The sequence below is a fragment of the Proteus sp. HMSC14B05 genome, from assembly GCF_001808035.1.
In the GTDB taxonomy this organism is placed as follows: Bacteria; Pseudomonadota; Gammaproteobacteria; order Enterobacterales; family Enterobacteriaceae; genus Proteus; species Proteus mirabilis.
Window position 1 is genome coordinate 44,727 of sequence record NZ_KV791979.1, and the last position, 21,918, is coordinate 66,644.

Annotated in this window: 24 protein-coding genes; 17 read left to right on the forward strand and 7 right to left on the reverse strand. The window is 39.1% G+C overall.

Annotated elements, in window-relative coordinates:
- Both HMPREF3129_RS04365 and HMPREF3129_RS04370 read right to left on the reverse strand, forming a co-directional pair.
- The coding region (locus HMPREF3129_RS04365; RefSeq protein WP_254668233.1) for a FliC/FljB family flagellin at positions 1-985 on the reverse strand (985 nt) is incomplete at its 3' end.
- A 309-nt stretch (positions 986-1,294) separates the two neighbouring features.
- Positions 1,295-2,407, reverse strand: a complete 1,113-nt coding sequence (locus tag HMPREF3129_RS04370; RefSeq protein WP_004248322.1) for a FliC/FljB family flagellin — start codon at positions 2,405-2,407, stop codon at positions 1,295-1,297.
- Between the two features lie 386 nt (positions 2,408-2,793).
- On the opposite strand from HMPREF3129_RS04370, the gene fliD reads away from it, so the two are divergent.
- The 3 genes from fliD to fliT are packed head-to-tail and all read left to right on the forward strand — an operon-like array spanning position 2,794 to position 5,008.
- The gene (gene fliD / locus HMPREF3129_RS04375; protein WP_036918536.1) at positions 2,794-4,212 is read left to right on the forward strand and encodes a flagellar filament capping protein FliD; all 1,419 of its coding nucleotides are present in this window, start codon (positions 2,794-2,796) and stop codon (positions 4,210-4,212) included.
- 25 nt (positions 4,213-4,237) lie between these two features.
- Positions 4,238-4,636: a flagellar export chaperone FliS gene (gene fliS, locus HMPREF3129_RS04380; protein WP_004243499.1), complete on the forward strand. Its 399-nt coding sequence runs from the start codon at positions 4,238-4,240 to the stop codon at positions 4,634-4,636.
- Between the two features lie 18 nt (positions 4,637-4,654).
- Positions 4,655-5,008, forward strand: a complete 354-nt coding sequence (gene fliT / locus HMPREF3129_RS04385) for a flagellar protein FliT (protein ID WP_004243500.1) — start codon at positions 4,655-4,657, stop codon at positions 5,006-5,008.
- Positions 5,009-5,305: 297 nt separating this feature from the next.
- Here fliT and HMPREF3129_RS04390 read toward each other — a convergent pair whose 3' ends face one another.
- From HMPREF3129_RS04390 to HMPREF3129_RS04400, 3 genes are all read right to left on the reverse strand, one after another.
- Positions 5,306-6,448, reverse strand: coding sequence for a hypothetical protein (locus tag HMPREF3129_RS04390; RefSeq protein WP_036918539.1), 1,143 nt, complete (start codon positions 6,446-6,448; stop codon positions 5,306-5,308).
- Between the two features lie 465 nt (positions 6,449-6,913).
- Entirely contained in the window at positions 6,914-7,129 is a 216-nt protein-coding gene (locus HMPREF3129_RS04395) for a hypothetical protein (protein ID WP_004243502.1), read from the reverse strand.
- 101 nt (positions 7,130-7,230) lie between these two features.
- Positions 7,231-7,461, reverse strand: coding sequence for a DUF6500 family protein (locus tag HMPREF3129_RS04400; protein WP_036918541.1), 231 nt, complete (start codon positions 7,459-7,461; stop codon positions 7,231-7,233).
- 402 nt (positions 7,462-7,863) lie between these two features.
- Between HMPREF3129_RS04400 and HMPREF3129_RS04405 the strand changes: the two genes are divergently transcribed.
- Complete coding sequence (locus HMPREF3129_RS04405) at positions 7,864-8,556, forward strand: fimbrial protein (protein ID WP_036918543.1); 693 nt, start codon at positions 7,864-7,866, stop codon at positions 8,554-8,556.
- A 408-nt stretch (positions 8,557-8,964) separates the two neighbouring features.
- On the opposite strand, the gene fliE is transcribed toward HMPREF3129_RS04405, so the two are convergent.
- A complete protein-coding gene (fliE, locus tag HMPREF3129_RS04410; protein WP_036918546.1) occupies positions 8,965-9,276 on the reverse strand; it encodes a flagellar hook-basal body complex protein FliE in 312 nt (103 codons plus the stop codon).
- Between the two features lie 276 nt (positions 9,277-9,552).
- Here fliE and fliF point away from each other — a divergent pair, with 276 nt between their 5' ends.
- The 13 genes from fliF to fliR all read left to right on the forward strand — a co-directional run bounded on the left by fliF (position 9,553) and on the right by fliR (position 20,638).
- On the forward strand, positions 9,553-11,274 hold the full coding sequence (gene fliF / locus HMPREF3129_RS04415) for a flagellar basal-body MS-ring/collar protein FliF (RefSeq protein WP_004243509.1): 1,722 nt from the start codon (positions 9,553-9,555) through the stop codon (positions 11,272-11,274).
- On the forward strand, positions 11,271-12,269 hold the full coding sequence (gene fliG / locus HMPREF3129_RS04420; RefSeq protein ID WP_004243510.1) for a flagellar motor switch protein FliG: 999 nt from the start codon (positions 11,271-11,273) through the stop codon (positions 12,267-12,269). The genes fliF and fliG overlap by 4 nt, the downstream gene beginning before the upstream one ends.
- Positions 12,262-12,984, forward strand: a complete 723-nt coding sequence (gene fliH, locus HMPREF3129_RS04425; RefSeq protein ID WP_070486830.1) for a flagellar assembly protein FliH — start codon at positions 12,262-12,264, stop codon at positions 12,982-12,984. Before fliG ends, fliH begins: the two co-directional genes overlap by 8 nt.
- Complete coding sequence (gene fliI / locus HMPREF3129_RS04430) at positions 12,984-14,357, forward strand: flagellar protein export ATPase FliI (protein WP_004248329.1); 1,374 nt, start codon at positions 12,984-12,986, stop codon at positions 14,355-14,357. The genes fliH and fliI overlap by 1 nt, the downstream gene beginning before the upstream one ends.
- Before the next feature lie 30 nt (positions 14,358-14,387).
- Positions 14,388-14,834, forward strand: coding sequence for a flagellar export protein FliJ (fliJ, locus tag HMPREF3129_RS04435; protein ID WP_004243513.1), 447 nt, complete (start codon positions 14,388-14,390; stop codon positions 14,832-14,834).
- Entirely contained in the window at positions 14,834-16,246 is a 1,413-nt protein-coding gene (locus HMPREF3129_RS04440) for a flagellar hook-length control protein FliK (protein ID WP_070486833.1), read from the forward strand. Before fliJ ends, HMPREF3129_RS04440 begins: the two co-directional genes overlap by 1 nt.
- Before the next feature lie 177 nt (positions 16,247-16,423).
- Positions 16,424-16,906, forward strand: coding sequence for a flagellar basal body-associated protein FliL (gene fliL, locus HMPREF3129_RS04445; RefSeq protein ID WP_004243519.1), 483 nt, complete (start codon positions 16,424-16,426; stop codon positions 16,904-16,906).
- Positions 16,907-16,911: 5 nt separating this feature from the next.
- Positions 16,912-17,943 (forward strand): flagellar motor switch protein FliM, encoded by a 1,032-nt coding sequence (gene fliM, locus HMPREF3129_RS04450; RefSeq protein ID WP_004243520.1) that lies wholly within the window; start codon positions 16,912-16,914, stop codon positions 17,941-17,943.
- Complete coding sequence (gene fliN, locus HMPREF3129_RS04455) at positions 17,936-18,346, forward strand: flagellar motor switch protein FliN (protein WP_004243521.1); 411 nt, start codon at positions 17,936-17,938, stop codon at positions 18,344-18,346. Before fliM ends, fliN begins: the two co-directional genes overlap by 8 nt.
- Positions 18,347-18,349: 3 nt before the next feature.
- Positions 18,350-18,796 (forward strand): flagellar biosynthetic protein FliO, encoded by a 447-nt coding sequence (fliO, locus tag HMPREF3129_RS04460; RefSeq protein ID WP_004243522.1) that lies wholly within the window; start codon positions 18,350-18,352, stop codon positions 18,794-18,796.
- The gene (gene fliP, locus HMPREF3129_RS04465; protein ID WP_004248331.1) at positions 18,796-19,566 is read left to right on the forward strand and encodes a flagellar type III secretion system pore protein FliP; all 771 of its coding nucleotides are present in this window, start codon (positions 18,796-18,798) and stop codon (positions 19,564-19,566) included. The genes fliO and fliP overlap by 1 nt, the downstream gene beginning before the upstream one ends.
- A 14-nt stretch (positions 19,567-19,580) precedes the next feature.
- Positions 19,581-19,850, forward strand: coding sequence for a flagellar biosynthesis protein FliQ (fliQ, locus tag HMPREF3129_RS04470; RefSeq protein WP_004243524.1), 270 nt, complete (start codon positions 19,581-19,583; stop codon positions 19,848-19,850).
- Between the two features lie 5 nt (positions 19,851-19,855).
- Complete coding sequence (fliR, locus tag HMPREF3129_RS04475; protein WP_004243525.1) at positions 19,856-20,638, forward strand: flagellar biosynthetic protein FliR; 783 nt, start codon at positions 19,856-19,858, stop codon at positions 20,636-20,638.
- 312 nt (positions 20,639-20,950) lie between these two features.
- On the opposite strand, the gene flgL is transcribed toward fliR, so the two are convergent.
- A complete protein-coding gene (flgL, locus tag HMPREF3129_RS04480) occupies positions 20,951-21,895 on the reverse strand; it encodes a flagellar hook-associated protein FlgL (protein ID WP_004243527.1) in 945 nt (314 codons plus the stop codon).
- Positions 21,896-21,918 lie beyond the last annotated feature (23 nt).

Sequence of the window (21,918 nt, forward strand, 5' to 3'; positions counted from 1 at the left end):
CATCTAAGATACGGCTACGTGAAGCAGATAAGTTATTAACAGTGTTGTTTAAGTTATTGATAGTAGATTGGAAACGGTTTTGAATTGCACCTAATTTAGAGCGGCTTTCATCAACCTTACTAATTGCGTTATCTAAAGTTGCTAAAGCGTTATCCTTAACATTTAAAACTTTAACATCTTTACCTGCATCTGCAGTAAATTTAGTGGTTTTACTACCAGTAAACTCAACTTCACCAGTAGTAGTACCTGATTTTAATGTAAAGTCTGATTTGCTTACTACGTACTCGTCGCTACCATCATTTAAGACAACTTTACTAGCAGAAACCTTACCATCTACTTTATACTCTTTTACTGAAATACCAGTCGCATATTTTGCACCACCTGAAACACCGATATCTTTCGCATCGATTGCATCACCTGCTGCTGTAACCCCTTTTTTCTCTGTTTTAGCATCAAACAGTTTATCACTAGCAACACCTAATGTGTCGTTATCAATTTTATCTAAATTGAATTCAATCACTTCATTGTCATTAGTACCCACTTGAATGGTCATTTTTGACTTTTCACCACTCAACACTTTTACACCGTTAAACTGAGTTTGTTCTGAAACACGATTGATTTCATCTAAACGTTGATTAACTTCGTTTTGGATAGAGTTGATATCTGAGTTAGAGTTAGTCCCGTTTTTCGCTTGAACGGTTAATTCACGAATACGTTGTAAGTTATTGTTGATTTCGTTCAATGCACCTTCAGTGGTTTGAGACACTGAAATACCATCATTCGCATTACGAGATGCTTGAGTTAAGCCGTTAATATTTGAAGTGAAACGGTTAGCAATAGCTTGACCTGCCGCATCGTCTTTCGCGCTGTTAATACGCATACCTGAAGATAAACGTTCAATTGCATTACCAAGTGCGCTTTGTGAACGATTTAGATTATTTTGAGTGACTAAAGACAGATAATTAGTATTAATAACTTGTGCCATACAATATTCCTTCAATTTTATTTGAAAATTTTTAATTAATAGGTTTGTTATTACACTCCTGTAATAACGTTGCCTAAACACTATCGTCATTAAATCGAAGGTATTTATGTGTTTTCGCGTCGCGAAAATAGTAAAAAAAGCCAATTAATTAATTTATAAGAGATAATGACTAGCAGAAAAAACAAAAATAGATGGAGAGAAAAAAATAAACTAAAACAGAGTGAGTTTAAATATAAAATAGAATGACAAAAAAGACCCTCAGATGAGGGCCTTTGATATAGAAAGGTATCTTTTGTGTCAGGGTACGAATTAACGTAACAGAGACAGAACAGTTTGTGGTACTTGGTTTGCTTGAGCAAGTACTGAAGTACCCGCTTGTTGCAAGATTTGACCACGGCTCATGTTAGAAACTTCTGTTGCATAGTCAGCATCTAAGATACGGCTACGTGAAGCAGATAAGTTGTTAACAGTGTTGTTTAGGTTGTTGATAGTAGATTCAAAACGGTTTTGAATCGCACCTAATTTAGAACGGCTTTCATCAATGGTGTTGATAGCTTTGTCTAAAGTTGCTAAAGCGTCATCTTTAACGTTTAAAGTTTTAACGTCTTTACCTGCAGCAGCAGTAAATTCGTTACCAGCAACAGCTGAACCTGCTTTTAAGTTGATTTGTGTAGCAGTAGTACCATCAGCTTCAAAATCTGAAGCAGAAACTAAGTAGCTTTTACCACCTTCAGTTGCAACGAATTTACCATCAACAACTTTGCCATCTTCTTCGTATTTTTTAACTGTTAAACCAGCTTTTAGAGTAGTACCACCAGCAACACCTAAATCAGCAATAACAGCATCATCAGCACTTGCTTTCTTCTCACCTTTAGAAACGGTAGCTTCAGTGAACAGTTTATCGCTAGCAACACCTAATGTATCGTTATCAACTTTATCTAAGTTAAATTTGATAGTTTCATTATCGTTAGTACCAACTTGGATAACCATTTCTGATTTCTCACCGCTCAGTACTTTAACGCCGTTAAACTGAGTTTGTTCAGAAATACGGTTGATTTCGTCTAAACGTTCTTTCACTTCGTTTTGGATAGAAGTGATATCTGAATTAGAGTTAGTACCGTTTTTCGCTTGAACAGTTAACTCACGGATACGTTGTAAGTTATTGTTGATTTCGTTCAATGCACCTTCAGTTGTTTGAGCGATAGAGATACCATCGTTCGCATTACGTGAAGCTTGAGTTAAACCATTTACGTTTGAAGTGAAACGGTTAGCAATTGCTTGACCCGCTGCATCGTCTTTTGCACTGTTGATACGTAGACCAGAAGACAGACGCTCGATTGCACTTCCTAAAGTTCCCTGAGATTTGTTCAGGTTGTTTTGAGTTACCAGGGATAGATAGTTGGTATTAATGACTTGTGCCATAGCTAGATTCCTTTAAAATCAAGTCGATAAAATAAAAGTTTGCCTATTCATTTACGGTGTCAATCACCGGCAACAAGTTTATCGGCACCCCAGATACAACCTTTAACTTTTCCAACAAATTTTTCTGTGATTTTTTATAGAATCGTCATTAACTAAATGATATATAAAGAAATTAATTTATTATTTTTTTATATTATTTTTATCAATTCCCGTCATAAACCTTTTTTCTTATGCAAAATTCGACTTTAGTATTCAATGACAATAAAAGGCTTCTATATGGCGGTCTGTTTCCCTCATCAAAAATAGTAAATAGACGTAAACTTTTCGCCAATTCTTCCGATAACGCTGTGTAGGGATTATTTTACGAACACAGAAAGGAGACCAGTATGGCTGGTATTAGTGCACTAGGAATAGGCTCAAAGCTGCCACTTGGCGAGACATTAATGCAATTAGAAGCAGCAGAAAATAAGCGCCTTGAACCTTTAGACAAACAGATGAAAAGCTACGATGCACAAATTACTGCATATGGAAAAATTCGTAGCCAATTAGATAAATTACAGAAAGCATCTGAAGAATTAAAAAAATTCGATAAAATCGTCGCCACCAAAGTTGATGATGAGTTTGATGCCTTTAAAGTAACCACTGATGGTAAAGCAAGCATTGGTAATTATACGGTCTCTGTAACAGAGCTTGCCCATGCTCAAACACTGAAATCAAAAGCCGTCAGTGATATCAAAGATCCTATTGGTGAAACATTAGGTGAAGGCAAAACACGGACTTTAGTGATCACCCAAAAAGGTGAAAAAGAGCCTTTAAAAATAGAGTTAACAGACAGCCAAACTTCTATTATTGAATTACGTGATGCTATCAATAAAAAAGAAGGCAACGTTTCTGCCACTATTGTAAAAGCTCAAGATGGCGTTAACCATTTAGTTCTGACTTCTCGTAAAGAAGGTACAGATTCTCAAATGGAAATCACTGTTGAAGGTGATAGTAAGCTTAACGATTTTATTAGCTACTCCACTAAAACAAACAGTGGTGCAATGACAGAGATCGTTAAGGCAAATAATGCAAAGTTAACGATTAATGGGATTGAAATTGAACGTCAAACTAATGAAATTAAAGATGCGCCTGAAGGGATCACGTTAAATCTTAAGAAAAAAACCAATGATAATAAAGATGGCGTAGATAAACCTGAAATTATTACGGTTGCGCGTGATATTGAGCCAATGAAAAAGGCCATAAAAGCCTGGACAGACGCTTATAATGAATTAAATAAAACCTATAAAGATTTCACCAAGTACACCCAAGTTGAAAAAGGTGAAGATGCCTCTAAAGACAATGGTGTGTTATTAGGTGATACCACTAGCCGGATGATTATGTCTGAGCTAAAAAGCTTTATCACTCGTTCTCAATCTTCATCTGAGATTGATACCCTTAATAAAATGGGCATTAAATTTAAAGTAGATGGCACATTAGAAGTTGATGATAAAAAACTCGATAAAGCATTAAAAGAAAAACCCGCTAACGTCAAAGAGTTTTTTATGGGTGATGGTAAAGAAACAGGATTTGGTACTCAAACCTATAATTACCTGAAAAAAACACTGCAATCCAACGACGGCACCCTTGATATTGCCACTGATGGTGTTAAAAAACGTAAAAAATCGTTAGATAACCAAATTAAAAATACCAAACGTACTATTGAAGCGACGATGGAACGTTATAAAAAACAGTTTCAATTATTAGATAAAATGGTCAACTCCATGACTAACTCAAGTGCATCAATTGAACGTTTATTACGTTAATTTTTAAGTAGGATATTAGGATATTATGTATCAACAATCAGCCAGTAAAATGTATGCTCAAATTGATGTTGAAAGTGAGATTTTAAATGCTTCACCTTACCAGCTGATCCAAATCCTATTTAATGGGGCGCTAAGCGCCCTTCGCCGTGCATTAATATTAATGGAACAAGGAAATATCGCCGGTAAAGGAGAAAATATTTCTAAAGCCATTAACATTATTGGCAACGGCTTAAAACAGGGGCTGGATAAAGAAAAAGGGGAAGAGCTTGCTGAAAATTTAGCATTACTTTACGACTATATGATCACTCAACTACTCGATGCCAATTTAAAAAATAATCCAGAAAAAATTCATGAAGTCATCAAGTTATTAACTGAAATTTCTGATGCTTGGCAACAAATTGGCACACAGATTAATTCTTATTAAAAAGCGTGGACAGCAAATATGGATATAATGGCAGCTTACGAGCAGGTTTTGAAATTAAGTGAGCAAATGTTAACGCTTGCCAAAAATCAGCAGTGGGATCAGCTGATAGAAATGGAAATGGATTATTTAAAAAGTGTAGAAATTATCACTAAGATGATAAAACCCACTGAGGGTGAGCTGATAATACAACAGCAGCTCACCAATATGTTAAAGAAAATACTCGAAAATGAAAATGAGACGCGAAATTTATTACGAGCAAGATTAGATAAGCTCGCTGTTTTAATAAGACAGACTGAACAAGAGCAGAGGGTACAAAATAGCTATGGTCAGTTTTCAGAGCATAGTTATTATCCTGATCTCAATCTAAAATAACTTTCCTCTGCGCCAAAAGCGGTTTTATTAGCTAATGGCGTCTTTATTTACCGAGTTATATCTTGCTATACGATATTATTTGTTATCGGTAACGTTGTAGCAATTAAACGATATGATATAAAAATAACATGATAAAAACTCAATTTATTAAACTATATCATTAGACTATCGCTATCATCACCTACTCTTCCCCATCTATTTGTTCTCCATTTACTGATATCATCACCGATAAATAAAAATCGCCTACACATGGCAGGCGATAAACTTACTGTTTCAAATAGATAATAATTGATTGATTTATTTGATCACATCGTAGAGTTGAGGATCTGCAAAATAGTCTGCGGTTAATGCCATCGAAGGCTCATATTGTGCCCCATATATATCAGAGAATGCTTTACCCTCTTTACCTAATGAAACTTTACGTTCATCATCACCGCTACTTTCATATATGGAATAAGTTTTACGGCGCATAGCAATATATTTATCCTCATCATTTTTAATATCAGTATGATGCTCAAATATCTCCTTATCAGTTAATTCTAGCTTGTTCGCTAATTGACATCCCCAACGTGTTAAACATCTTTCTGCAAAATGTCGCACAATTAACCCCGGTGAAAATAGTGCATTTTTACCTTCACTACCATCAATCGCAGCATTGCCTACTAAGGTCGCATGGCGTCCAGAAAGCGGGAAAATATGCATTTTCGTCTCAGCAGTCACTGTTGGAATAACGCAAGCAAATCCTTTTGAGCGTTCATCAATGGCATAAAATCCGACATATTCCTTAACATTGCTACCTAGTGTCACCTTTTCTGGTTGGAAATTAAGTGGCCCTGGAACTGGGTCAATAGCAAAAATATTGACTGGAATATCTTTTAATAGGGGATCTTTTAACATGGCATTGGCAAGCATATGACAGGTGATGCCACCACGGCTCCAACCAATTAAATTCACTTGGGTGGGAATGATGCCATCTTTGCGAAAGGTACGAATAATTTGTTGCTGAAGTTGTTGTTGAGTGACATAGCGGTCACCATAATTATATTTACGCCATAAAAAAGAGCCGGTCACTTCAACATCTTCAATGGGAATACCCGCTTTTTTCAGTTGATTATATTGTTGTTCTGTTAACTTTTCACGTTGCCAGTCAAAGTTGCCTTTCATTAAGCACAGTGCATGTTCAACATTTTCTTCCCATCCACTGCCAAATAAAGCGCCTTTTATATCTGAATAATTAGGGCTTTCAACCCATAAATCATCTTCTTGCAAATTACCGCTACCTGGGCCATCTACAATAAACCACTGAGCAAATTCGCGATCTAGATTATTATGCGCCAAGGTGGAAACAAGCTCACCTTGCCAATAAACAGGATTATTATGATTATTATTATCAAAAGATGAAGCGCCGGTACCACATAAATAAACGGTTAATACTGTCATAATTAAAAATTCCTTGTATGTTTTACTAAAAAATCAAAATATGATCTCTATTTCCTTGTATCGAGCTATTCCTTAGCTCAAGTAAACTTTAACGACGACACTTTTTTTATTCAAATATAAAAAAGTCATTATCACAGTTCAGATCACATAATTAATAACTATTTAAGTTAAGTCGTATATTAATTGCTGTATAGCCATCTTAATTAAACTAATGCTATTCATTATCTGCTTTTTTAGCGAAAAAATTATTTTGATTATAAAAATAATATCGAATATTTCACGAAGTTAAGAGACTAAATCTTAATAGATTTATGATTTATTGTGATAGTGAATTGGGATAGTGAAGAGAGTGGTTAAAAATAAATCATTAACGAAGTGTTTATTTTTCTTCTTACCGTTGAAGTTGAGATAAAAACAAAAAAATCTCGCTAATGATCTTAACGAGATTTTTATCAATTGATACGCTTATAAACGATTAAATGCCACAACTCTCACCGCAGGAATATCAGCTTGAGCCCCTTGTGCAACTTCCTGACATGCTTTTTCTAACGCAATATGGGGTGTGATCCCACTCTCAGTTTCTACTATTTTATGCCCGGCGTAGGTATCACCATTTCTGGAACGCACTTTATACGCAATAAACCAATATTCCATATCATCACCGTTTACGTTATTAATCATAAAATTACCATAACGGTTTATGACTAACGTTAATGTGATAATAATCAATAATTTTCAGTTTTTTCGTATCAGGTTGATAAAAATGATAACAGCGTACAGATCTAGCGATTAGCTTCCATTTCAGTTTGTATCATTTTCTTAATTTTTGTGGCTTTTTCAAAATGATCTAATTTATGCGTCATTATCCACCAAGTTGCCGCTTCCATTAATAATTCAGGATCATCATTTTTATTAGCAAAAAAAGCATAAAAAGAGAGGCCTACCCCTTCTCCCTTTTGCGCTATTTTTATATCACATACTTGGATGATTTTTTGCTGCAACATTCTGCGCATCGTTTGTGTCACTCAGTGCGTTGTTAGTTAGTACAGCTTACATAGGAAATGTTGTCTTGTGAATACGAAAATGACGGAAAGGATTTTATTAAAAATGAGTGTTTTAAAGTTGATTAATTTAATTATATTTATATAAAAATATAAAACAATCTAAATAAGAGTATCTAATTAAAAATCTTGTTTAATTAATATAAAATCCACATTTACCTATCAGGATTAAAACACTATTTTTAATTACCTCTTTTAGTGAACATTAGATAGTAAAATAAACTCACTTTAAGAAAGTCTAAATTAGATATATTAAAAAACATATTTATTTAACATTAAATAAATGAATAAAAGGTGTATTATATAATATTGTTTTGTTATTTATCCTCTAAAAAAGAATAAAGGAATAATGATATGAAAAAAATATTACTCAGTCTTGCTATGCTGAGTATAATATCAACGCCAGTATTGGCTAAAACTCCTGCTGCTAACTTAAAAATCAATGGTGATATTAAGCCACCAACTTGTACTGTTCATGGGGCGACACAAAGTGATGTTATTTTTGATTACGGAGTCATAAGCCCAACACTTATCCCTCAATCGAAAAACTACGAGTATCCTTTAGCTACAGGTAAAAATACCGTTACGGTTGAATGTGATGCTAAAACATATTTAACCTTTGTTGCATCTGATACTTATGACAGTGCGGAATTAGCTAATGATACGACAGGACAATTTCATTTAGTTGATAAAGCAAATCCTGAAGCCGCTGTTGGTGCAGCTTTTTTTATATGGACAAATATTACTGTCGATGGTAAGCCTGCGTATATTTCACGAGCAAATGATGTTGCTATTACGGGGAATAAATTTAATAACGTCCTATACAAAGGCCCTACCAATGGTTGGACCTCAGAACAACAATCAGATATTAATAAAAACTCTCTGTCTCTCATTTCAGGTGAAATTTTCCAAGCGAATTTCAGTCAAGGAAAGACAAGTCGTACTTTTATTTTATCCAAAGATGCACTAAGTAAAAAAGGAATAGATATTGCTGATGGATTAGATTTTGTCGGAGAGGTTGTTCTCACTTTTAACTTTGGGGTCTAATTTTAACATATTGATAATCACATTATAATTAACCTTTATATTGTGATTATCTTTTACGTTAAAAAATAAAGAGGCCTAATTTATATAATTAATCAATTATCAATTTCTGCTGCGCTATTGATGCCTTTATTTTCTTCCTCTTCTTTTTGTCTGGGTTCCTCTTTCACCTTCTGTGCCTGTAGTAGCATAAGTAAATTGGTCCCCCATTCAGAGGTAATATCATCACTTCATCAACAGATGGGGGACCCATCAGCAAAAATGGTACAGGATATTATGATGCTTAGATGCATAAATACGAGCAAAACCCAATATTGCTATTAAGCCAAACATTGAATGATCCTATCCCCTATATGTCCCCATCGAGCCACAACAAAGATAATATTCTTTTATCTCAATGAGTTAACTTTATCACACCTGCATTGACATAATCTCTTGATAAGCGGCGACCAGCTTATTACGCACTTGTACGCCCATTTGTAATGAAATACTGGATTTTTGCATATCCACCATCACATCATTTAATTCAACGCCGGGCGTACCTAACGTAAATGCTTGTACTTTGTTGGTTGCATTAATACGAGTTTCGTTAATTTTACCTACTGCTTGAACCAACTGAGTTGCAAATCCTGCCTGTACTGGCTGGGGTTTGGCAATATTGGATGCTTGTAAAGTTTGAATTTGCATTTTATCCAGAACACTTTCAATAGCTGGAATTGACATATAAACCTCTGCGTTAATCATCTAATTCAATTTTTGAATCAATGTCATAGTAAGTAGGTGAACCAACACGCTTACCGAGTAATACCCTAACACAGGGGCTTCATTCCAAAGCGAGTAATTAACGCAAAAGTTAAAGGCTAATTACGCCATTAAATGAAACGCAAAAGGCCAATAATGAGACACCTGAGAGTAGGTTTATTTATTTGCGTAAGGGGAGTCTGTTTTGTTACGCCACGCTTTTAGTATTCATCCCGAACTACAAGGCAAGGATTGTCTATGAATGCCGAAAAAACCGACGTTGTGAACCAGAAAAAAGGTTTTAACGCCATTATTAACCGGATAAAAGCCGATCCGAAAATTCCGCTTATTATTGCGGGATCGGCGGCGATTGCCATTTTTGTTGCTGCTTTTTTATGGCTACAAAGCCCTGATTATAAAGTGCTTTATAGTAATCTTAGCGATAAAGATGGTGGCGAAATTGTCACACAGTTAACACAAATGAATGTACCCTATCGCCTATCACAAAATGGTTCTGCGATTATGGTACCTGACAATCAGGTTCATGAATTACGCCTGAAACTCGCACAAGCGGGGCTTCCAAAAGGTGGAGCTGCCGGTTTTGAACTACTTGATAAAGAAAAGTTTGGGATCAGCCAGTTCAGTGAACAGATTAACTATCAACGTGCACTTGAAGGGGAGCTTGCTCGTACCATCGAAACCTTAGGTCCAGTGCAAAATGCTCGTGTTCATTTAGCATTACCTAAACCCTCTCTTTTTGTTCGTGAGCAAAAATCACCTTCTGCTTCTGTAACAGTAGGTCTGCTGCAAGGTAGAGCCTTGGACGAAGGTCAAATTAATGCCATCGTACATATTGTAGCAAGTAGTGTTGCAGGTATGCCCGATAGTAATGTGACCATTGTTGATCAAAGCGGTAAGTTATTAACACAGCCCGATGCTTTAGGTCGTGATCTTAATTCTATTCAACTCAAATATGTCCAAGAGTTGGAAAGTCGCTACCAGCAACGTATTGAAACACTATTAGGCCCTATTGTTGGGCGTGGTAATGTTCATGCGCAGGTCACCGCTCAAGTTGATTTTTCTCATACAGAAGAAACCGCTGAAGAGTACAAGCCTAATCAGCCCCCTAACCAAGCTGCAGTACGCTCAAAACAAGTGAGCCAAAGTGAGCAAAATGGAGGCATGTTAGCTGGCGGTGTGCCCGGTGCGTTATCTAATCAACCTGTTGCACCACCGCAAGCGCCGATTGAAAAAGCCAAAGACACGGCGGCTGATGAGAAAGCAACATCAACCAATGCTAATCGTTCAATGACACGTAATCCAAACAGCAATAGCCGTTTAGATGAAACAACCAACTATGAAGTAGATCGTCGTATTCGTCATGTTAAACGACCTGTTGGCAATATTGAGCGCCTTTCTGTTGCGGTAATCGTCAATTACAAAACCGTAGAAGACAAGAAAAAAGCAACAGAAGGTGAAGAGCCTATTGTCGAAAATAAACAAGTTCCGTTAACCGATGAACAGCTTCAACAAATTGAAAGTTTAGTACGTGAAGCGATGGGTTATTCCCAAGAGCGCGGTGACTCTTTAAGTGTGGTTAATTCTCAATTTAACGATACCGAAGAGCCAGTGATTAGCGTTCCTATGTGGGAAAATCCACAAATATTGGCTAAAGCATTAGATTTAGGCCGCTGGTTATTGCTTGTTATCATCGCGTGGATCTTATGGCGTAAATTAGTGAAACCTCAACTTGAAAAACGCCGTGAAGCAGAAGTCGCCGCACAAAAAGCGATTTTGAAAACCAAGCTTGAAGTGACAGATGATGTCAACGAAGCCGAATTAGATGAAGAATCAAGACGTAAACAAGCACGTCAACGTGTTAGTGCCGAATTACAAAGCCAACGCATTCGAGAGATGGCAGAAAAAGATCCTCGTGTTGTAGCCATGGTAATTCGTCAATGGATGAGTAAAGAACAATGAGTAATGACTTAACTGGAACCGAAAAAAGCGCCGTTATGTTACTGACATTGGGTGAAGATCGCGCAGCAGAAGTATTTAAACATCTAACGACACGTGAAGTGCAACAACTGAGTATTGCGATGTCTTCTATGCGTCAGATCTCCAATCAACAACTCATTGATGTGATGGCAAGCTTCGAAGAAGATGCTGTTCAGTATGCAGCATTAAATGTGAATGCTAATGATTATTTACGCTCTGTACTTGTTAAAGCCTTAGGTGAAGAGCGTGCTAATAATCTGCTCGATGAGATCTCAGAAACCCGTGAAACCACAACAGGTATTGAGACACTTAACTTTATGGAGCCACAAATGGCTGCCGATATTATCCGTGATGAACATCCACAGATTATCGCCACCATTTTAGTTCACTTAAAACGTGGTCAAGCTGCTGATATTCTTGCTCTGTTTGATGAAAAATTACGTAATGACGTTATGTTACGTATCGCAACATTCGGTGGTGTTCAGCCATCAGCCTTAGCTGAATTAACGGAAGTACTGAACAATTTACTTGATGGTCAAAATCTCAAACGTAGCAAAATGGGTGGTGTTCGTACTGCAGCTGAAATTATCAACTTGATGAAAAGTCAGCAAGAAGAAAATGTTATCACCGCAGTACGCGACTACGACGGCGAATTGGCACAGAAAATTATCGACGAAATGTTCCTGTTCGAAAACCTTATCGATATCGACAACCGTTCAATTCAGCGCATTCTACAGGAAGTGGAATCCGAATCCTTGGTTGTGGCATTAAAAGGTTGCGATCAAGAACTACGCGATCATTTCCTCAACAATATGTCGCAGCGTGCTGCTGAAATTATGCGTGATGACTTGGCGTCTCGTGGACCTGTTCGCATGTCTCAAGTGGAAGCTGAGCAAAAAGCAATTCTGCTTATTGTACGTCGCTTAGCTGAGAGCGGTGAAGTTGTTCTTCATGGAGGAGACGATACCTATGTCTGATAAAAATACTGATACAAACTGGAAGCCTTGGGTTCCAAAAGAACTTATTGACTGGGAATTAAAAGTCAAGGAAGACACGGAATTAGACGAGAAGGAAGACGAAAATCAAGAAAAAGAAGTCGTTCAGCAACAGAAGGTCCTCGAGCAAATTAATATGCTTGATAACATGAAAGAAAAGGCTCAAAAACTGGGCCATGCTGAAGGCTTTGAGGCAGGGAAAAACCAGGGTTATCAGGAAGGCTATCAGGCAGGATTACAATCGGGTATCGAAGAAGGTATCCGTCAAGGCATTGCTAAACAAGAACCTTTTATTAATGAATGGCAAGGCTTATTAGCTGAATTTAGGCATTCATTAAATGGTTTAGATAGTGTTATTGCCTCACGATTAATGCAGATAGCACTCACAGCGGCCAAAGAAGTACTTGGACAACCTGCGGTCTGTGATGGCTCTGCATTACTTGCTCAAATTACACTGATGTTGCAACAAGAGCAGATGTTTGCAGGGGATCCACAGCTACGGATTAACCCTAAACATATCCCTCTGATTGAAAAGGAATTAGGCGATTCTCTTACCGCCCACGGTTGGAAAGTGGTGGCTGATAATAGTATCCATGTAGGGGGCTGCCGTGTTGTAACCAATGATGGTGATCTTGATTCCACAATTGCGACACGTTGGCATGAATTGTGTCGTCTTGCTGCACCGGAGGCGTTGTAATGACCGCAAGATTGGGGCGTTGGTTAGAAAAACTCGCTGATGCAGAATCTCGTTTAAATAAAATTCCGCGCATTCGCCAATATGGTCGCTTAACCCGTGCTACAGGCTTAGTCATGGAAGCTAAGGGGCTAGTGATGCCCCTTGGTTCTACCTGCTTAATAGAACGTACCATTGGTAAAACGGTTGAAGAAGTTGAAAGTGAAGTCGTCGGATTTAACGGTAGCCAAATGTTACTCATGCCACTACAAGAAGTGGAAGGATTAACCCCAGGTGCTCGAGTCTACGCTCAATCGATCCCCGGTCGTGAAGGCGAAGGCCGACAATTGCCCCTCGGAGATGCTCTATTAGGCCGCGTACTTGATGGCTCAGGAGATCCCCTAGATGGTTTACCGCCGCCAGATACCAGTTATCGTGCGCCACTGATTACACCACCTATCAACCCATTACAACGTACCCCCATTACAGATGTACTTGATGTGGGTGTACGTGCCATCAATGCACTGCTTACGGTCGGTCGTGGCCAACGTATGGGACTCTTTGCCGGCTCGGGTGTCGGGAAAAGTGTTCTATTAGGTATGATGGCGCGTTTTACTCAAGCCGACGTCATTGTCGTGGGGCTTATTGGTGAACGTGGTCGTGAAGTTAAAGACTTTATTGAGAATATCCTAGGTAAAGAAGGATTAGCACGCTCGGTGGTAGTAGCAGCACCTGCTGATGTTTCACCACTCTTACGAATGCAAGGTGCTTCTTATGCAACCCGTATTGCCGAAGATTTTCGTGATCGCGGTAAACATGTTTTATTAATTATGGATTCGTTAACTCGCTATAGCATGGCGCAGCGTGAAATTGCCTTAGCCGTTGGTGAACCGCCGGCGACAAAAGGTTATCCCCCTTCTGTATTTGCAAAATTACCCGCACTTGTTGAGCGTGCCGGTAATGGCGTTGATGGTGGTGGCTCCATTACTGCTTTCTATACCGTGTTAACCGAAGGTGACGATCAGCAAGATCCAATCGCTGATTCTGCCCGTGCTATTTTGGATGGCCATATCGTGCTTTCGCGTTCACTGGCGGAATCGGGTCACTACCCTGCTATTGATATTGAAGCGTCCATTAGCCGTGCGATGACCTCACTGATTGATAAAACACATTATCGCCGAGTACAAGTATTTAAGCAGCTATTATCCAGTTATCAGCGCAATCGCGACTTAATTAATGTAGGGGCTTATGCCACAGGCAGTGATCCTATGCTGGATAAGGCGATTGCCCTTTATCCATCATTAGCAAAATTCTTACAACAAGATATTCAAGAGCAATGTAGCTATCAACATGCTTGTGAACAACTTAATCAACTGATCACACTAGATTCATTCTGAACATAATCAGGAAAAATAAAGAGGGTTCCAATGCGGGAGCAGTCACCTTTAGTGACACTGAGGGAACTGGCACAGACAGCGGCAGAACAAGCCGCTGTCCAACTAGCCCAAGTCCGCCAGAGTCATCAACAGATGGAACAGCAACTCAATATGTTGATCGGGTATCAGGATGAATACCGTGTTCGTCTCAACCAGACGTTAAATGTGGGAGGCATGTCATCAGCATCATGGCAAAACTATCAACAATTTCTCAAAACACTTGAATTAACTATCGAGCAACATAAACAGCAACTTCGTCATTGGCAAGCGCAACTCGACCTTGCAACGGAACATTGGCGAGAAAAACAGCAACGACTCAATGCGTTTGAGACATTGGAGCAACGCGCTGAAGATAGCCGTAAGCGACAACTTGATCGTATTGAGCAGAAACAAATGGATGAGTACGCACAGCGTAGTACTTTACGGAGAACAACTTGATGGAGATAACGCTTCTGACCATGGATGTCACAGCAACCTCTCCGGGAACGACATCCGCTACAACAAGTCAACCCGGTGATAATGCGTCGACATTTGCACAACTTCTGAGTACTCAACCTCAGAATACACCCAGTGATAAAAAAAACGCCTCTATTTCAGGCCATTCCTCAAAAGAGAATAAGGCGCACAATCACACTGAAAAAAATAAAGACCAACAAAATGATGACGATATTAATACTATTGTCACTGAATATGTGGCATTAGAGGCGCCAGCAACGAAAAATACCCATCTTGCTCTCTCGTTACCTGATAATGAGCAATTTAGCTCAATTCTTGAAAATAAAACGGCCTCTTCATTAATGTCCGCAGAAGAATTAGCGGCAGAGCTTCCAGTACAACTTGCCGGGCTTACAGGGTTAAAATCTACATCGCTTTCAGCCAACCAAGCTCATCAGCCACATTTATTGGGAACCTCGTTAAAGCATGCTGGGAATGGAAACGAGTTATCTCACCTTATGGCAGAAAATGCCCGTGCTGAGCGTGATCTTGTCGATAAATGGCAACAATTCAATACGCAAGCTAATGCAGATGACAAATCATTACTTGCTCAATTACGCCCTGAAACAGCGTCATTAACCCAACTTGCAACACATGAAGCTCGCCATTTAACGAATGGGCATTCAGCAAAGAAAGTTGATAACGCTTCACTGTTATCTTCCGTGGCAGAAAAAGCGGATGGATTGTTAGCCGATGACAAAGCATCAGCCAATACAAAATTAGCCGATAATCTGGCAAACCAAATAATCGGTAATAACCGTATTGCTGAACGCGATCTACACAATAGTTTATCGACCTCTTCGGTGTTTGCCTCTTCATCAGTAGCAAGTCATGCACAACCGTCATCAATGATGCAAGCGCAAATGCACTTTCCTTCGATGCCTACCCCGATGTTAAATGCACAAATAGGCACACCGGAATGGCAACAGCAACTCAATCAACAAATTGTGATGTTTAGTCGTAATGGTTTACAAAAAGCTGAGCTACGTTTACATCCCGAGGAGTTGGGTTCATTACATATTCGCATGAAAATTGAAGATGGACAGGCTCAATTACATCTTGCCTCTCAAAATGGACAAGTGCGTACTGTGTTAGAAAATTCCCTGCATCATTTGCGTCAAGCGCTCTCTGAAAATGGGATACAACTCACACAAAGTCAAGTGTCTAGCGACAGTCATGACGGTTGGCAACAACAAAATATGTCAGATTCCTCTCAATTTAGTGGAAATGGTGCCGATAATCATCAAAGAAGCGAGGGTAATTCTATGCAATTAGCCTCAGAAACGGCACAAAAGATAACCCTTACGCCTCAAGAGTTAGCCTCTGCTCGTGGTGGTGTCGATATTTTTGCCTAATACAAATGTATTGGGAGGACACACTATGTCAATAAACGTAAGAGTTAATGGTTTTTTCCCTATCTGTTTCTGCCATTAAAAAACAGAAATAGCGGGATAATTAAGGTTGATTTAGATGGATATGGAAGTCCACAAAAGTGAACACGTATCCACTACAAAACAGGAATTTAACTGTCCATGTCTAATTACAGCAATGAACGTAAAAGCTATAGCTTAATTCTGATCATCCTATTATTGGTGATCGCCATTATTGCAGCGGCATTCGGTGGATATAGTTGGTGGGCATTGAAGCATGCTAAATCAGGTACTACGGGCACTAGTCAGCAAAAAGTTATACCGGCCCCCGTTTTTATGTCATTAGAGCCTTTTACCATCAATCTGATTGATGAAGAAGAACATTTAGATCGCGTACTCTACATAGGGATCACGTTACGCTTACATGATGAGAATACACGTAAGCGCTTACATGATTATTTACCCGAAGTTCGTAGTCGCTTGCTACTACTTCTTTCTCGTCAACACGCTAATAAAATTGCAACAGATGCGGGGAAACAACAACTCATGACAGAAATAAAAGAAACGCTGAGACCGACTCTTGTACCGGGTGAATCTGAACAGATCCTCTCCGATGTACTGTTTACCACGTTTATTCTGCGATAATCATTATGAGCGATAATATCCTTTCACAGGCAGAGATAGATGCTCTGCTGAATGATGACACATCAGGTGACGACGCCCAAAAAAGCGCGAACAGGGAACCTGCGATAGCGAAGGATCCGAATGAACCGGATATTCAGCCTTATGACCCGAACACGCAACGTCGTGTCGTTCGAGAACGGTTACAGTCGTTAGAAATTATTAACGAACGTTTTGCGCGTCAATTCCGTATGGGGCTGTTTAATATGCTTCGCCGAAGCCCTGATATCACGGTTGGTGGCATAAAAATTCATCCTTATCATGACTTTGCCCGTAACCTACCTGTACCAACTAATCTAAATTTGGTGCATTTAAAACCGTTACGCGGCACAGCGTTATTTACCTTTGAGCCGAATCTGGTTTATATCGCGGTTGATAACCTGTTTGGTGGCGATGGGCGTTTTCCAATTCCCGTTGAAGGACGCGAGTTCACCAATACAGAGCAGCGTATTATCAACAAAATGTTAAAACTGGCACTTGATGCCTATCGTGATGCTTGGGACTCCATCTTCAAAATTCAAGTTGAATATGTTCGTTCTGAGATGCAGGTAAAATTTACCAATATCACCTCATCACCAAATGACATTGTGGTGACGACACCTTTTCAAGTAGAAATTGGCTCTATGGTAGGGGAATTTAGTATCTGTATTCCTTTTGCCATGATTGAACCGCTACGTGAACGGCTAATCAATCCACCAATTGAAAACCTTCGCCAAGAAGATAGCGTTTGGTTAGACAGTTTAGTAAACCAAGTTAAGCACTCAGAGCTTGAGTTGGTTGCTAACTTTACTGACATTCCGCTGCGTTTATCAAAAGTCCTTACCCTGAAAAAAGGGGATGTGCTCCCTATTGATAAACCAGAAAGATTGATTGCACATGTTGATGGTGTGCCGGTATTAACAAGTCAATACGGTACAGTCCATGGGCAATACGCCCTTCGTGTTGAACATTTAATTAACCCTGTTTTAAACGCTCTGGATGAGGAACAAACCAATGAGTGATGAAAATCGCCCAACTGATAATTCACAATCGGCTGAGGATATGTGGGCTGATGCAATGGAACAGCAAACTGGCAAAAGCCAAGATAATAGTTCCGACGTATTCGAACATCTGTTACCTGAAGATGATACGCTTAATCATCTATCTGATATCAATTTGATTATGGATATTCCTGTCAAATTGACAGTAGAGTTAGGGCGTACCAAAATGACGATTAAAAAACTCCTAAGCCTATCACAAGGCTCTGTAGTGTCATTAGATGGGCTTGCGGGTGAACCCCTTGATATTCTTATCAATGGCTACTTAATCGCCCAAGGAGAAGTCGTGGTCGTTTCTGATAAATATGGTATTCGCATTACCGATATCATCACTCCTTCAGAACGTATGCGCCGTCTGAGTCGTTGATCTATGGAACAGATCCCTTCCTTTTCCAGCCAAGGTGCGGTTAATACTGCCGCACCCGCCACAACGCAAACTATCCAAACACCGGCGCAACCTTTACCCGTTGGACAAAGCCTTGTGCAAGTCAGCACCGCGCTTGCGGGTATTATTGTACTGATCATTGTTGCAATGTGGCTTTTCCGCCGTTTTGGCTTTGCTCGCGGTACATTTAAAGCTAATCAAGCACAACTCACGGTTAAAGCGAGCTGTTCATTAGGTACCAAAGAGCGTGTTGTCGTTGTTGAAATCGAGCAGGAATGGCTTGTATTAGGGGTTACGGCATCGCAGATTAATCTGTTACACACCTTACCCATTCCTAATCATGCCTCGCAGGAAGCGCCTATACCACCTTCTTCACCGTTATTTATTCAATTATTACAAAAAACGCTAAAGCGAGATAAAGGCAACTCATAATGCATCAGTGTGTCTCTTATTTTAACGCATTAAAGCGCTGGCCTCTCTTCGCTAGTGTCCTTATTTTGTCACTATTGCCAAGCCATGCGTTTGCTCAATTCCCCAGTGTTATTTCACACCCATTACCGGGAGGTGGCCAAAGCTGGTCATTGCCAGTACAAACACTGATTTTTATCACAGCCCTAGGTTTTATTCCCGCCGTATTACTGATGATGACGAGTTTTACTCGGATTATCATTGTGCTGGGTTTATTGCGTAATGCGTTAGGTACACCTTCTGCTCCCCCTAACCAAGTGGTACTGGGTCTTGCGCTATTTATGACATTTTTTATTATGGCACCGGTGTTTGATAAAATTTATCAAGATGCTTATCTCCCTTTTAGTGAAGATAAAATCACTTTTGAACAAGCACTCGATAATGGCTCACAACCACTGCGCCAGTTTATGATGCAACAAACGCGCGAAACCGATCTTGCACTTTTTGCTCGTCTTGCTGATGCCCCCGCATTTGAAACACGCGATAGCGTACCTATGCGAATTTTAGTACCTGCTTATATTACCAGTGAGCTAAAAACCGCTTTTCAAATTGGTTTTATGATTTTTATCCCTTTTCTCATCATAGACTTAGTCGTTGCCAGCGTCTTGATGGCACTCGGTATGATGATGGTGCCACCCGCCACCGTTTCACTGCCTTTTAAACTCATGTTATTTGTATTAGTCGATGGCTGGCAGTTAATACTTGGCTCATTGGCTCAAAGCTTTTTTAACTAGCAAAGAGGTTCTTTATGACGCCTGAATCTGTTTTAGCATTAGGAACGGAAGCGATGAAAATTGCCTTATCCCTTGCTGGACCTCTATTATTGTCTGCACTGGTTACCGGTTTAGTAATAAGCATGCTGCAAGCAGCAACACAAATAAACGAAATGACACTGTCGTTTATTCCTAAGATCCTTGCTGTATTAGCGGCTATTTTAGTCGCAGGCCCGTGGATGCTCAGTTTGTTATTAGACTATATGCATAACTTATTTACTGGCATTCCAGGAATGATTGGCTAATAACAATGATAACCTTGACCAGTGAAATACTTAATGGCTACATCAGTGATTTTTTCTGGCCATTTGTGCGTATTTTGGCACTCTTTAGTACCGCGCCTTTGTTTAGTGAAAAACAGACACCTAAAAAATTTCGTATTGGACTCGCCTTTTTAACCACGGCGTTAATTGCACCAGGGCTACCGCAAAGTCAAGTACCTCTCTTTTCTATCATGGCTTTTTGGGTACTGATCCAACAAATTTTAATTGGCACAATTTTAGGCTTATCTATGCAGTTAGCTTTTGCTTCTGTACGTCATGCAGGAGAAGTGATTGGTTTACAGATGGGGCTGTCATTTGCGACTTTCGTCGATCCTTCAGGTGGCCCGAATATGCCTATTCTTGCTCGTATCTTTAACATGTTAACCATGTTGCTTTTTATGGTGTTTGATGGGCATTTATGGCTGTTATCAGTATTAGCAGATACTTTCTATGTTGTTCCTATTGGAAATCAGACCTTTAATTCATTGGGTATCCTTACTTTAGTACAAAGTGGTGGCACTATATTTATTAACGGGATGATGTTAGCCATGCCATTAATCACTCTACTATTAGTACTCAACCTTTCATTAGGTATTTTAAACCGTATGACACCACAGCTTTCTGTTTTTGTGGTCGGTTTCCCTCTTACCCTCACGATCGGTATGTTGGCGTTATCACTGATTATGCCAGCATTACCTGTGTTTACTGAGCGCGTCTTTAGCGATACATTCAATCGTATTACCTTAATATTGCAGCAATTAGTTTCTTGAAAAACCTGATGATTGAGATTGTGTTATCTATTTTTCCATTGGCTAATTAAATTTAATCTGCTTTTTGTCACTTGTTTTGTTTATTCCACAATTAATATATCATTTGCTATAAACCAGTGATGAATAAAGTCAGCTAGATAACTTAATATTCGTGCTAAAGGATCAGCACGGGCACTTACTGCTACTGCGACTAAAGTCATGCATAAACCTTGTACTGACTTCATTCGTTACAGATAAAAAAATCCCCTGATAAATATCGGGGGATAATCGCTTATTTTATAGAATAAGATGCTATTTACTATTGTGACTAAATTAACGATACATCTTAAACATCGACATCTCTTTCATGTCATTAAAGACTTTATAAGATGCCTGTAATACCGACTCTTCTTGATAATAATCTGAAATTGCTTGTGTCCAATCTAAGTCACGTAACTCACTTAAGCGTTTAGCATTTCTTAATGAGGTATCTGCACCTAAATCATCTAAATTATCAAGTTCTTGAAGCTGTAAACCTAATTTAGCTTCCACACTAGAAATATTATTTAATGTGGCGCGATTAACACGGTTAGCCGTATTAATCTTATCTAATGCAGCATCACGATCAGCTTGTGGTTTTCCAACTAGAGGTTCACGTAGTGCACTGATGGCTTCATCTAAGGCATTAAAAATATCTGGCTCTGTGCCTTTTCCTCCCGATGATTGTAACGTTTCTATCCCTGTAAAGTTGGATACCATTTCAATATTACTATCAACTTTTTGAGTAATTTGCTTGTCTCCACCTTGGTAGGTGATTTTACCCGTTTTGTCAGCAACAAAAGGTGGTTTATCTGTTTGGAAACCAGCAAAAACATAACGTCCAACACCATCTTTCGTATTGCCAATCCCCACTAACTGATCTTTTAAACCACTTAATTGTTCCGCAAGAGAGGCACGATCTTCATCACTTAATGCGCCATCATTACCGGCAGCCACTAATGTTTCTTGAATTTTTGTGGTGATATTGACCATTTGGCTTGAAAGGCTCATTTGCAATGACATGCTGTTTTTAGCAAATCCACGTGCTGTCGCATATTGCTGATTACGCGCTTCAGATTGCTTAACCATTACCGCTTGTGAGGCCGCCATCGGATCATCAGAAGGTTTTTCAACACGTCGACCACTGGAAATTTTATTCCCTTCTGTCATCCATCTACTTTGCGAGCTAGTAATATTATCCACTCGCTGAGTGTAAATTTGATTTGAACTTAAACGCACGATTTATTCCTTAATCAAAGAGG